Source organism: Streptomyces sp. NPDC107538 (genome assembly GCF_055657445.1).
Genome location: NZ_JBVKAY010000008.1, coordinates 1 through 13,634, shown reverse-complemented (window position 1 = coordinate 13,634; position 13,634 = coordinate 1). Strand labels below are relative to the sequence as shown.

The following is a 13,634-nucleotide window of genomic DNA, read 5'->3' as shown; positions in this document are numbered from 1 at the left end:
CCGCCGTGCGCCCCTCTCGCGCCCCTCCGCGATACCGCTGCGGTCCTTACGCCTCAGTCTCCCCCCGGATCACGGCCAGCACGCCGTCCAGTTCATCGGGTTTCACAAGAACGTCACGCGCCTTCGAGCCCTCGCTGGGCCCCACCACGCCCCGGGACTCCATGAGGTCCATCAGCCGGCCGGCCTTGGCGAAGCCGACGCGCAGCTTGCGCTGGAGCATGGAGGTCGAGCCGAACTGGGTGGAGACGACCAGCTCGGCCGCCTGGCACAACAGGTCGAGGTCGTCGCCGATCTCCTCGTCGATCTCCTTCTTCTGCTTGGTGCCCACGGTGACGTCGTCCCGGAAGACGGGCGCCATCTGGTCCTTGCAGTGCTGGACGATCGCCGCGACCTCGTCCTCGGTCACGAACGCGCCCTGCATCCGGGTCGGTTTGTTCGCCCCCATCGGCAGGAACAGCCCGTCGCCCTTGCCGATCAGCTTCTCGGCGCCGGGCTGGTCGAGGATGACGCGGGAGTCGGCGAGCGAGGAGGTGGCGAAGGCGAGCCGCGAGGGCACGTTCGCCTTGATCAGACCGGTGACGACGTCCACGGACGGCCGCTGCGTGGCGAGCACCAGATGGATGCCGGCCGCGCGCGCGAGCTGGGTGATCCGCACGATCGCGTCCTCGACATCGCGCGGCGCGACCATCATCAGGTCGGCCAGCTCGTCCACGATCACCAGCAGATACGGGTACGGCTGCAGCTCGCGCTCGCTGCCCTCGGGCAGCTTGACCTTGCCGTTCCTGATGGCCTCGTTGAAGTCGTCGATGTGCCGGTAGCCGAACGCGGCCAGGTCGTCGTAGCGCAGGTCCATCTCGCGCACGACCCACTGGAGCGCCTCGGCGGCCCGCTTGGGGTTGGTGATGATCGGCGTGATGAGGTGCGGGATGCCCTCGTACGCGGTCAGTTCGACGCGCTTGGGGTCGACGAGGACCATGCGGACGTCCTCGGGGGTCGCGCGGACCATGACCGAGGTGATCAGACAGTTGATGCACGACGATTTACCCGAACCGGTCGCACCTGCGACGAGCACATGCGGCATCTTCGCCAGATTGGCCATCACATAGCCGCCCTCGACGTCCTTGCCGAGCGCGACCAGCATCGGATGGTCGTCCTCGGCCGCGTCCGCGAGACGCAGCACATCGCCGAGGTTGACCATCTCGCGGTCGGTGTTGGGGATCTCGATGCCGACGGCCGACTTGCCGGGGATCGGGCTGATGATCCGTACGTCCGGGCTGGCGACGGCATAGGCGATGTTCTTGGTGAGCGCGGTGATCCGCTCGACCTTGACCGCCGGGCCCAGCTCGACCTCGTAACGGGTCACCGTCGGCCCGCGCGTGAAGCCGGTGACGGACGCGTCGACCTTGAACTCCGAGAACACGTTCGACAGGGAGGCCACTATGGCGTCGTTGGCCGCGCTGCGCGTCTTGCCGGGGCCGCCCCGCTCCAGCAGGTCCAGCGAGGGCAGGGAGTAGGTGATGTCGCCGCGCAGCTGGAGCTGTTCGGCGCGCGGCGGCAGCTCGCGATGCTCCTCCGGGGCCTGCTTGGTCAGATCCGGCACCAGGGCGTCCTGGCGGGCGCCCTTGGGCGGCTTGGCGGCCGGGGGCTCCTCCTTGGCCGGCTTGCTGCGCGCGGCCGGAACGGGCGTCGTCTCCTCCCGGTCCCCCACACTCACGCCCTGCGTGAGGTCGGCAACCACCGGCGAGGGCGGCATGCCGTGCAGCACGGCCCCGTCGAGCGCGGCGGCGGCCGCCGCGGCCACGTCCACGGCGTCCAGCGGCCGGTTCGGATCGGGCTGCCGGACGGCGGAGCGCCTCGGGCGGCGCCTGGTGAGGGCCTCCTGCTCGGCGCCGTCGGGGTCGTACGGTTCGGGGGCGGAGCCGCGCCTGCGGGGGCGCGCCGGGAGCGAATCGCGCCACTGCTCGTCGTAGCGGGCGTCGTCCTCGCCGTACTCCGCGTCGTCCTCGTCGTCCGCGACGATGCCCAGCTTCTGTCCGAGCAGCCGCAGCCGCTGCGGGATCGCGTTGACCGGTGTCGCGGTGACGACGAGCAGCCCGAACACCGTGAGCAGGACGAGCATCGCCACGGCGAGCGCCTCGCCCATGGTGTACGTCAGCGGGGTGGCCGTGCCCCAGCCGATGAGCCCTCCGGCGTCCCTTATCGCCTGCATGCCGGCGCTGCGGGCGGGCGACCCGCAGGCGAGGTGGACCTGACCGAGGACACCGATGACGAGCGCGGACAGACCGATGACGATCCGGCCGTTGGCCTCGGGCTTCTCGGGGTGCCGGATGAACCGTACGGCGATGACCGCGAGCAGTATCGGCACGAGCAGGTCCAGCCGCCCGAAGGCGCCGGTCACCAGCATCTCGACGAGATCGCCGACCGGGCCGCGCAGGCTGGACCAGGTGCCGGCGGCGACGATCAGGGCGAGGGCGAGCAGCAGGAGCGCGACCCCGTCCTTGCGGTGCGCCGGGTCGAGCCCCTTCGCGCCCTGCCCTATGCCGCGGAAGACGGCGCCGACGGCGTGCGCGGCACCGAGCCAGACGGCGCGTACGAGTCTGTACACGCCTGAGGTGGGATTGGGCGCCGGCTTCGGAGGGGCCGTCTTCTTCGCCGCCGCCTTCTTGGCGGGTGCCTTCTTGGCGGCGGCTTTCTTCGCGGGGGCCTTCTTCGCCGGAGCCTTCGTCGGAGCGGCCGCCTTCTTCGCGGGCGGCTTCTTCGCTGCGGACTGACGTGAGGCCATGAGTGTGAGGTTACCGGTGGAGGCCACAGCCGACACGTGTGCCTACTGCTTCACCCGTTCGTGTCGCGCAGCCGAGGCCCCGAAGCTGACACGGCCTGACAGGCCCTCACCATGCACCCACCGGACCACACGGCCCCGGTCACAACTGGGCGCGGGCCCGGGCCACTTCCATGGCCCCGCCCGCGCTCCGGAACGTGCTCAGTTCTGCGACGGCAGCGACGGGGGTCCGCTCGCACCGGGCTCCAGCGCGTCCAGCGCCCGGCGCAGGCCCGTCAGTTTGCGTTCGAGATGGGCCGCCGTGGCCACCGCGGCGGCGTCGGCGGAATCGTCGTCGAGCTGTTTGGACAGCGCCTCCGCCTGCTCCTCGACGGCCGCGAGCCGCGCGGACAGTTCGGCGAGGATGCCACCGGAGGGCTCCTTGGAACCGCCCGCCGCACCCTTGCCGCCACCCTCCAACTGGAGCCGCAGCAGCGCCGCCTGCTCCCTGAGCTGGCAGTTCTTCATATACAGCTCGACGAACACCGAGACCTTGGCGCGCAGCACCCACGGGTCGAACGGCTTCGAGATGTAGTCGACCGCACCCGCGGCGTACCCACGGAACGTGTGGTGCGGGCCGTGGTTGATGGCGGTGAGAAAAATGATCGGGATGTCCCGGGTCCGTTCGCGCCGCTTGATGTGCGCGGCCGTTTCGAAACCGTCCATTCCCGGCATCTGGACGTCCAGCAGAATGACCGCGAAGTCGTCCGTCAACAGCGCCTTGAGCGCTTCCTCCCCGGACGATGCCCGCACCAGTGTCTGATCGAGCGCGGAGAGGATGGCCTCCAGCGCCAACAGATTCTCCGGCCGGTCATCGACCAGGAGGATCTTGGCCTTCTGCACCATGGCCCGCCCTCCTCGCCCCGGCGTGGGGCCTCCCCTGTCCGCAGGACTCGACGTGACACCAGTCGGCGTCACCCCAGGGGACGACTCCCTCGCGCCACCCGTCCTTGTGCCGGTCATCGTAGCCGTACCCCGCCCGTCGCCACACCCTGTCACCGTGATGTCACTGTGCTCGTAGCAGAAACGCAAGCGGGGACCAGAAGGTTCCCCGAATCCCGCGTTTCTACACGACCTCGGCCACACTCAGTCAGCAACTCCGTGCGCCCCCCAACGGGTTGTGACCACCTGCGGCGCTCCCTGTCACTCACTTCGCATCCACTGCTCCATGACCGCCAGCAGATGATCGGGATCGACCGGCTTCGTCACATAGTCGGAGGCACCCGAGTCGATCGCCTTCTCCCGGTCGCCCTTCATCGCCTTGGCCGTCAGCGCGATGATCGGCAGCCCGGCGAACTGGGGCATCCGGCGGATCGCCGTGGTCGTCGCGTACCCGTCCATCTCGGGCATCATGATGTCCATCAGAACGACCGTCACATCGTCGTGCTGCTCCAGGACCTCGATGCCCTCACGGCCGTTCTCCGCGTACAGCACGGACAGACCGTGCTGCTCCAGCACGCTGGTGAGCGCGAAGACGTTGCGGATGTCGTCGTCGACGATGAGCACCTTCTCCCCGTCGAAGCGGACCGTCCGGCGCGGCTGCGCCGCCGCCTCCTGCGCGGCCTGCTGCGCCCAGTGCTCCTGCGCCTGCCCGTTGCCCTGCCGGTGCAGGGTGGACGGGGGGGTGGCCTGCACGGGCCTGCGGCGCCGCCTGAAGAGCGCGGCGGCGCCGTTCTGGGTCTCGCGGTACGACTTCACCTCGGCCGGTGTCTCGGTGCGCTCGGCCAGCTCGTTCTCGGAGGCCAGCAGCTCCCCCGCCTCCAGCGCGGCCGACGTGCCGTGCGCATAGCCCTGCGGGGGCAGTTCGCTCGGGTGCAGCGGCAAATACAGGGTGAACGTGGAGCCGCGTCCGGGCTCGCTCTGCGCGTGGATCTCGCCGCCCAGCAGCCGGGCGATCTCCCGCGAGATGGACAACCCCAGGCCCGTACCGCCGTATTTGCGGCTCGTGGTGCCGTCCGCCTGCTTGAACGCCTCGAAGATGACCCGCATCTTGCTCGCCGCGATCCCGATGCCCGTGTCCGTCACCGAGAACGCGATCATGTCGGCGTCCGCGTCCCGCAGCGAACCCGCTTCGAGGAGCTGCTCCCGGATGGCCACCGGCACATCCGCGCCCGCCGGCCGGATCACCAGCTCCACGGCCCCGGAGTCGGTGAACTTCACCGCGTTGGACAACAAGTTCCGCAGGACCTGCAACAGCCGCTGCTCGTCCGTGTGCAGCGTGGCGGGCAGCTCCGGCGAGACCCGTACGGAGAAGTCGAGGCCCTTCTCCGCGGTCAGCGGCCGGAAGGTGGCCTCCACGTAGTCGACGAGCTGGACGAGGGCGATCCGGGTCGGCGAGACGTCCATCTTGCCCGCCTCGACCTTCGACAGGTCCAGGATGTCGTTGATCAGCTGGAGCAGGTCCGAACCCGCCCCGTGGATCGTCTCCGCGAACTCGACCTGCTTGGGCGTCAGATTCGACTCGGCGTTGTCCGCGAGCAGCTTGGCGAGGATCAGCAGCGAGTTGAGCGGGGTACGCAGCTCGTGCGACATGTTCGCGAGGAACTCGCTCTTGTAGCGCATGGAGACCGCGAGCTGCTCGGCGCGCTCCTCCAGGACCTGCCGCGCCTCCTCGATCTCGGTGTTCTTGACCTCGATGTCGCGGTTCTGCCGGGCCAGCAGCTCGGCCTTCTCCTCCAGTTCGGCGTTGGACGCCTGGAGGGCCTTCTGCCGGTTCTCCAACTCGTCGGACCGCTCCCGCAGTTGCTCGGTCAGCTCCTGCGACTGCTTCAGCAGCACCTCGGTCTTGGTGTTGACGGAGATGGTGTTGACGCTCGTCGCGATCATCTCCGCGATCTGGTTCAGGAAGTCCTTCTGGATCTGTGTGAACGAGTTGAACGAGGCCAGCTCGATCACCCCGAGCACGGTCCCCTCGAAGAGCACCGGAAGCACGATGACCTGCGCGGGCGGAGCCTCGCCGAGCCCGGAGGAGATCTTCAGATAGCCGCTCGGCGCGTTCTCCACCAGGATCGTGCGCTTCTCCTTCGCCGCCGTCCCCACCAACGCCTCACCGGGCCGGAACGACGTCGGCATGGAACCCATCGAATAGCCGTACGAGCCGAGCATGCGCAGCTCGTACTGGTCGTCGTTGTCCGGGGCCAGGTCCTTGCCGTCGAGGAACGGCAGCGCGAGGAAGAACGCGCCGTGCTGCGCGGACACCACCGGCGTCAGCTCGCTCATGATCAGCGAGGCCACGTCGTCGAGATCCCGGCGGCCCTGCATCAGGGCGGAGATCCGGGCGAGGTTGCCCTTGAGCCAGTCCTGCTCCTGGTTGGCGATCGTGGTGTCGCGCAGGTTGGCGATCATCTTGTTGATGTAGTCCTGCAGCTCCTTGATCTCGCCGGACGCGTCGACGTCGATCTTGAGGTTCAGGTCGCCCCGGGTCACCGCGGTGGCCACGCGCGCGATGGCGCGCACCTGCCGGGTCAGGTTCCCGGCCATCTCGTTCACCGACTCGGTGAGGTCCCGCCAGGTGCCGTCGACGTCCCGCACGCGCGCGAGGCCGCCCAGCTGCCCCTCGGTGCCCACCTCGCGGGCCACCCGGGTGACCTCCTCGGCGAAGGACGACAGCTGGTCGACCATCGTGTTGATGGTGGTCTTCAGCTCCAGGATCTCGCCGCGCGCGTCGATGTCGATCTTCTTGGTCAGATCGCCCTTCGCGATGGCGGTCGTGACCATCGCGATGTTGCGGACCTGCCCGGTCAGGTTGGACGCCATCGAGTTCACCGACTCGGTGAGGTCCTTCCACGTCCCCGCCACACCCGGTACGTGCGCCTGGCCGCCCAGGATGCCGTCCGTGCCCACCTCACGGGCCACCTTGGTGACCTGGTCGGCGAACGAACTCAGCGTCTTCACCATGCTGTTGAAGGTGTCCGCGAGCTCCGCGACCTCACCGGCCGCCTCGATGGTCACCGTACGGGTCAGATCGCCGTTGGCGACGGCCGCGGCGACCTGGGAGATGTTCCGCACCTGCATGGTCAGGTTCTTGGCCATCAGGTTCACATTGCCGCTGAGGTCCTTCCAGATGCCGGTGATGCCCGGCACGTGCGCCTGGCCGCCGAGGATGCCCTCGGTGCCCACCTCGCGGGCCACCCGGGTCACCTGCTCGGCGAAGGACGACAGCTGGTCGACCATCGTGTTGACGGTGGTGACGAGTTCGAGGATCTCGCCCTTCGCGTCGACGGTGATCTTCTTCGACAGGTCGCCCTTGGCGACGGCGGTCGTGACCTCGGCGATCTGACGCACCTGGATGGTCAGGTTGTTCGCCATGAAGTTCACCGACTGCGTCAGGTCCTTCCAGGTGCCGGAGACGCCCTGCACCTCGGCCTGACCGCCGAGCTGGCCCTCCGTACCCACCTCCCGGGCGACCCGGGTGACCTCCTCCGCGAACGACGACAGCTGGTCCACCATCGTGTTCAGCGTGTTCTTCAGCTCCAGGATCTCCCCGCGCGCGTCCACGGTGATCTTCTGCGAGAGATCACCGCGGGCCACCGCCGTGGCGACCTGTGCGATGTTGCGCACCTGGCCGGTCAGGTTGCCGGCCATGCCGTTCACGGACTCCGTGAGATCGCGCCACACACCGGCGACACCGGGCACCTGCGCCTGACCGCCGAGACGGCCCTCCGTGCCCACGTCCCGTGCCACCCGGGTCACCTGGTCGGCGAAGGAGGAGAGCTGGTCGACCATCGTGTTGATGGTGTTCTTCAGCTCCAGGATCTCGCCGCGCGCGTCGACGTCGATCTTCTGCGAGAGGTCGCCCCGCGCCACGGCCGTCGTCACCTGCGCGATGTTGCGCACCTGCGAGGTGAGGTTGCCGGCCATCGAGTTGACGGAGTCGGTGAGTTCCTTCCAGGTGCCGGACACACCGTCCACGCGGGCCTGACCGCCGAGGCGGCCCTCCGTGCCCACGTCCCGGGCCATCCGCGTCACCTGGTCGGCGAACGACGACAGCTGGTCCACCATCGTGTTCACGGTGTTCTTCAGTTCGAGCATCTCGCCCGCGACATCGACGGTCACCTTCTGCGAGAGATCACCGTTGGCCACGGCCGTCGTCACCGCCGCGATGTTCCTCACCTGTCCGGTGAGATTCCGGAACGCGGTGTTGACGGAGTCCGTCAGGTCCTTCCACGTCCCCGCCGCACCGGGCACCTGCGCCTGACCGCCCAGCCGCCCCTCGGCCCCGACCTCGTTGGCCACCCGGGTGACCTCGGCACCGAAGTACGAGAGCTGGTCCACCATCCCGTTGACGGTGTTCTTCAGTTCCAGCATCTCGCCGGCCACGTCCACGGTGACCTTCTGCGACAGATCACCGTTGGCCACGGCCGTCGTCACCGCCGCGATGTCCCGCACCTGGATCGTGAGGTTCCGGAACACCGTGTTCACCGAATCGGTGAGGTCCTTCCACGTCCCCGCCGCACCCGGCACCTGCGCCTGACCACCGAGCCGCCCCTCGGCCCCGACCTCGTTGGCCACCCGCGTGACCTCGTCCGCGAAGATGCGCAGCGTCTCGGTCATCTGGTTGATGGTCTCGGCGAGCTTGGCGACCTCACCCCGTGCGGGCACGGTCACCTTCTGCGACAGATCACCATTGGCGACCGCGGTGGTGACCTGGGCGATCCCCCGCACCTGCGCGGTGAGGTTGCCGGCCATCAGGTTCACCGAATCGGTGAGCTCCTTCCACACCCCGGCCACACCCGGCACCTCGGCCTGACCGCCGAGCTGCCCCTCGGTGCCCACCTCACGGGCCACCCGGGTCACCTCGGAGGAGAACGCGGACAGCTGGTCCACCATCGTGTTGACGGTGACCTTCAGCTCCAGCATCTCGCCGGCCACGTCGACCGTGACCTTGCGGGACAGATCACCCTTCGCCACCGCGGTCGTCACCAGCGCGATGTCCCTCACCTGTGCGGTGAGCCGGTACGCCATCGTGTTGACGGACTCCGTCAGGTCCTTCCACGAACCGGACATCCCGCGCACCTTGGCCTGCCCGCCCAGCTTGCCCTCGGTACCCACCTCGCTGGCCACCCGGGTGACCTCGTCGGTGAACGTCGACAGCTGATCGACCAGGTTGTTGACCGTACGCCCGACCTTCAGGAACTCCCCGCGCAACGGATGCCCCGACCCGTCCGGCGCCTGCGTCCGCAGCTCCATGCGCGGCGACAGATCACCGTCCGCGACGGCCGACAGCACCCGGCTCACCTCGGAGACAGGCCGTACGAGGTCGTCGACCAGCGCGTTCGACGCGTCGATCGCGGCCGCCCAGGACCCCTCGGTGGCCCCCGTCTCCAGCCGTTCGGTGAGCTTGCCCTCACGCCCCACCACGCGCCGTACCCGCGACAACTCGCCGGTCAGATGCAGATTCCGGTCCGCCACCTCGTTGTACACGGCGGCGATCTCGGCCATCACCCCGTCGCCGGAGACGGTCAGCCGCTTGCGGAAATTGCCGTCCCGCATCGACTCCAACGCCGTGAGCAGCCGGTTCAGGGCAGCCGTGTCCACGGTGGTGGTCCCATTGCGCGGTTTGCGTGATTTGCGCTGCTCACTCAGGGACTGTCCGCCTTTCGCGCGCGCCTTAGTGCCTCGCGTCGCTGCGCCAGACTCCACTGTGTCCCTCCCGCAAGGGTCGACCGTTCCTGCTAGACGTACTTCGCCGTTTTTGAACGCTTCGTACTTCTCATACTGTTCGCACTGCTCGCGCGACCTACTCCTGGAAGCCTGCCCAGTGTTTCACCATGGCTGAACCAGGCCATAACAGTTCGGCAGCTTCGCACACGGTCCGCACACCTCCGGACGGAAACACAGACGACCGGCATCCGCATGGACGGCGAAGGTAAGTAACCTTGCATGCGGCTGTCCAGCCATGCCGGTCCCGTCCGGCCTGGGCGGTGGCGCACGAGCACGAGCGGGCAGGCATCGGAGGGGCGGCCTCACCATGACCACCGGACTGCATCCCGGGGAGACCCCCCAGGACCCCAGGCCGACGGAGAACCAGCCTCTGCCACGGCAGGAGGCCGTCCACGCACCCCCGCACGTCGAGAACCGGACAAGGAGTTCTGTGATCACCGCGCGCGCGGCCGCCAGCTTCGCTGCCGTCTCACGATCCGTCGCGACCGCCCGCTCGTTCGTCCGCGACACCCTCCAGGGCTGGGGCTTCGCCGACATCGTCGACGACGCGGTGGTCCTCACCAGCGAACTCGTCACCAACGCGGTCGTCCACGCGGGCACCTCCGCCGACGTCCTGTGTCTACGGGCCGACGACGGCGTACGCATCGAGGTCGCCGACAGATACCCCGAACGTGAGATCCCCCTCCAGGGCAGCCACATCACCATGGGCAGCCCGGACCGCGAGGGCGGCCGCGGCCTCCAGCTGTGCGCGGCGATGGCCACCCGCTGGGGCGTGGAGTACACCTCCACGCACAAGCAGGTCTGGTTCCAACTCGACCTCCCCGACCGCCCGGTGGGCACCCGCTCGGCCGGCCCGGCCCTCCCCGCCGACCTGCTGCCCCTCGCGGACGGCCGGGTCCGCGTCGCCGTCGTCCAGATCGACCGCGCGGGCGCGATCGGCGCCTGGAACGAGGACGCCGAGGAACTCTTCGGCTACGCCCCCGACCACGTCATCGGCAAGCCCCTCACCGACCTCGCCGCCTGGCCGCACACCCCGGGCACCAGCACCGGCGTCGCCGAGGCCCTCCAACTCTCCCGCTGGGAGGGCAGTTACGGCATCCGCGGCGCCAACGGCCGTGTGACGCCGGTCTACGCCTCCCACCTCCGGGTCCGCGACACCGACGGCGACCCCTCCACGGTCTGCCTCCTCGTACGGGACCACGAACGCGCCGTCCTCCAGACCCCGATCCGCATGCCCGCCGGCGACACCTCCGGCTCCGGCGACGGCCAGGCTACGGACCCCTTCGAGGTCTTCATCGGCTCACCGGCCCCGGACGACCTCGACGGCCTCCTCCAGCGCACGGTCGAACGCGCCCGCGACATGCTCGACGGTGACTCCGCCTTCCTGCTCCTGGCCACCGACGACGAGACCGAGTTGGAGGTACGGGCCTCCACGGGCCTCCCGTCGGCCCGCCAGCGCTTCGCCCGCGTCCCGGTGGAGGCCGGCCCCGGCCGCTACGGCTCGGCCCGTATGCCGGCCGTCCACGACGACCTGACGGCCGTCCCCGGCGCCGTCCCCCTCCTCAACGGCACGGGCATGCGCTCGGTCGTCACGGTCCCCCTCAAGGTCGAGGGCCGCCTCACGGGCTCCCTGGGCGTCGCCGCCGAGGCGCACGGGCGGTACTCCAACGAGGAGGCCCTGCGCCTCCAGTTCGCCGCCGACCGCATCGCCCTGGCCGTCGAATCGGCCCGCCTCGGCGAACTGGAGCGCCTGCGCCGCGGCTCGCTGAGCTTCCTGGTCGAGGCCTCCGACCTCCTCGCGGGCACCCTGGACCGCGACCAGACCCTGGCCCTCATGGCCCAGATGACGATCCCGACCCTCGCCACCTGGTGCGCGGTCTACACGATCGCCGACCAGGCCTCGGACCCGTACCTCTCCTACGTCCTGCACGAGGACGAGGACCTCATCGACGGCCTCAAGGCCCTCCTCGTCAAGATCCGCCCGCCGGAGCCCATTCCCACCCCGGGCGCCCGCGTCTGGACGGCCCCCGCCGAGGCGGCCCACCAGGCGGCCCTGCGCACCTCCATGCGCAGCCTGGGCCTCGGCGAACCCGCCACGGTCAGCTCGGGCATCGGTACGACGCTGGCGACAGCCTCGGCGGTGGGCGGCGAGACCGTTGTCCTCCCCCTCGTGGCCCGCAACCGCGTCATCGGCATGCTGACCCTCGGCAAGCCCACGGACGAACACTTCCGCCAGGAGATCCTGGAACTCGCCGAAGACCTCTCCCGCCGGGCCGCCCTGGCCCTGGACAACGCCCGCCTGTACTCGGAGCGCGTGGCCATCAGCCAGTCCCTCCAGCGCAGCCTCCTCCCGCCCGAGCTGCCCCAGATCGACGGCGTCGAGGTCGAGGTCATCTACCGCGCGGCCGGCGAGGGCAACGAGGTCGGCGGCGACTTCTACGATCTCTTCCCCATCCGCGACGGCGCGTACGGCTTCGCCATCGGCGACGTCTGCGGCACCGGCCCGGAGGCCGCCGCGGTCACCGGCCTGGCCCGCCACGCCCTGCGCCTGCTGGCCCGTGAGGGCTACGCCGGCCCGGCGGTCCTGGAGCGCCTCAACTCCGCGATCATCGACGAGGGCGCCCGCAGCCGCTTCCTGACGCTCCTGTACGGCGAGTTGTGGCCCCAGGAGGACGGCAGTGCGGTCCTGAAGGTCGTCTGCGCCGGTCACCCGCTCCCCCTGCGTCTGCGCCAGGACGGCACGGTCGAGCCGGCAGCCGAGCCCCAGGCCCTCCTCGGCGTCATGGAGGACCTGGAGCTGTACGAGCAGACCGTCACCCTCGACCCCGGGGACGTCCTCCTCTGTGTCACCGACGGTGTCACCGAACGCCGTGAAGGCACCCGCATGTTGGGCGACGACGGCCTCACCGAGGTCCTCACCACCTGCACGGGCCTCACGGCGGGAGCGGTCGCGGCCAGGGTCATGCGCGCGGTCGAACGCTTCGCCTCCGACGCCCCCTCCGACGACATGGCCATCCTGGCGATGCGCGTCCCGGGCCTCCACCAGGACTGAGCGGACATGAGAAAGGCCCCGCCCAAGTGGGCGGGGCCTTTCTGTCCGAGCCCCCAAACGGAATCGAACCGTTGACCTTCTCCTTACCATGGAGACGCTCTGCCGACTGAGCTATAGGGGCCTGTCACCTGTTCGAGGTTTCCCTCGCGGCAACGAGATAGATCATACCCCGATCCGACAGCTGCTTCGAACCACGCAGAGCCCGGTCAGAAGAGTCAGAAGAACTGGAAGAACTGGAAGAACTAGAACGCCGGCTGCAACAGCCCACCGAGCGCGTTGCACGCGGACACCAGCCGGTGCAGCTCGCGCCGCGACATCTCGCCGCCGATGGGCAGCGCCAGCGTCTCGTCGGCGGCCCGCTCGGTCTCGGGCAGACACACGTCCCGCCGGAACCCGGGCATCCGGTGCACGGGAGTCTTCACCGGCACACTGCACTCAACACCCTTGGCCCGCACGGCCCGAGCGAAGGCGTCCCGGTCCGGCCGCCCGTTCCCGGGCACCCGCACGACGTACTGCTGGAAGGTGTGCCCGTCACACCCTTCAGGAGTCCGTACGCCCTTGAGCTTCGCGCTGAGATACGCGGCCCGCCGCCGCCGCTCCCCCAGCTCGCTGTACGGCGTCTCCGACTCACCCTGCTCCAGCACCAACAGCCCGTGCCGTTGCCCGACATGACGCAGTGCCCCGATATCGGCGGACCGGCCGAAGCGGTGGACCACGACCGCGGCCACCGTCCTCGACGTCACGGCGGCCTCGACAGCCGAGGCATCCAGGCAGTACGTCACCGGATCTATGTCGGCGAACACCGGCACAGCCCCTGCCAGGCTCACCGCCTGAGCGACCTCCGGGTTCCCGAACGCCGGCACGACCACCTCGTCACCGACGCCGACACCCGCGGCCCTGAGCATTCCAACGGTACCCATGGCGCGGATCCTGGTCGCGCAACGTGAACTCCAAGTAAAGAGCAACAAAAAAGAGCTGGTCCCCGAACCGAAATTCGGGGACCAGCTCTCAATATTTGTTCGGCGGCGTCCTACTCTCCCACAGGGTCCCCCCTGCAGTACCATCGGCGCTGTAAGGCTTAGCTTCCGGGTTCGGAATGTA

At 69.3% G+C, this 13,634-nt stretch carries 5 protein-coding genes, 1 tRNA gene and 1 rRNA gene; 1 reads left to right on the top strand and 6 read right to left on the bottom strand.

Annotated elements, in window-relative coordinates; translation table 11 throughout:
- Positions 1-46: 46 nt before the first annotated feature.
- The 3 genes from ACZ7MG_RS27135 to ACZ7MG_RS27125 all read right to left on the bottom strand — a co-directional run bounded on the left by ACZ7MG_RS27135 (position 47) and on the right by ACZ7MG_RS27125 (position 9,460).
- Positions 47-2,782, bottom strand: a complete 2,736-nt coding sequence (locus tag ACZ7MG_RS27135; protein ID WP_471384929.1) for an FtsK/SpoIIIE family DNA translocase — start codon at positions 2,780-2,782, stop codon at positions 47-49.
- Between the two features lie 198 nt (positions 2,783-2,980).
- Complete coding sequence (locus tag ACZ7MG_RS27130) at positions 2,981-3,664, bottom strand: response regulator (protein WP_471384931.1); 684 nt, start codon at positions 3,662-3,664, stop codon at positions 2,981-2,983.
- Between the two features lie 297 nt (positions 3,665-3,961).
- Positions 3,962-9,460, bottom strand: a complete 5,499-nt coding sequence (locus tag ACZ7MG_RS27125; RefSeq protein WP_471384933.1) for a HAMP domain-containing protein — start codon at positions 9,458-9,460, stop codon at positions 3,962-3,964.
- 328 nt (positions 9,461-9,788) lie between these two features.
- On the opposite strand from ACZ7MG_RS27125, the gene ACZ7MG_RS27120 reads away from it, so the two are divergent.
- On the top strand, positions 9,789-12,533 hold the full coding sequence (locus ACZ7MG_RS27120; RefSeq protein WP_471384935.1) for a SpoIIE family protein phosphatase: 2,745 nt from the start codon (positions 9,789-9,791) through the stop codon (positions 12,531-12,533).
- A 48-nt stretch (positions 12,534-12,581) separates the two neighbouring features.
- Here the strand turns inward: ACZ7MG_RS27120 and ACZ7MG_RS27115 are convergent.
- From ACZ7MG_RS27115 to rrf, 3 genes are all read right to left on the bottom strand, one after another.
- Positions 12,582-12,654, bottom strand: a tRNA-Thr gene (locus ACZ7MG_RS27115).
- A gap of 121 nt (positions 12,655-12,775) precedes the next feature.
- Complete coding sequence (locus ACZ7MG_RS27110; RefSeq protein ID WP_471384975.1) at positions 12,776-13,438, bottom strand: DegT/DnrJ/EryC1/StrS family aminotransferase; 663 nt, start codon at positions 13,436-13,438, stop codon at positions 12,776-12,778.
- 112 nt (positions 13,439-13,550) lie between these two features.
- Positions 13,551-13,634: ribosomal RNA gene (gene rrf, locus ACZ7MG_RS27105) — 5S ribosomal RNA — on the bottom strand; the annotation flags it as partial.

Coding starts and splice junctions, on each gene's coding strand:
- ACZ7MG_RS27135 (WP_471384929.1), bottom strand. CDS start 2,782: ATGGCCTCACGTCAGTCCGCAGCGAAGAAGCCGCCCGCGAAGAAGGCG.
- ACZ7MG_RS27130 (WP_471384931.1), bottom strand. CDS start 3,664: ATGGTGCAGAAGGCCAAGATCCTCCTGGTCGATGACCGGCCGGAGAAT.
- ACZ7MG_RS27120 (WP_471384935.1), top strand. CDS start 9,789: ATGACCACCGGACTGCATCCCGGGGAGACCCCCCAGGACCCCAGGCCG.
- ACZ7MG_RS27110 (WP_471384975.1), bottom strand. CDS start 13,438: ATGCTCAGGGCCGCGGGTGTCGGCGTCGGTGACGAGGTGGTCGTGCCG.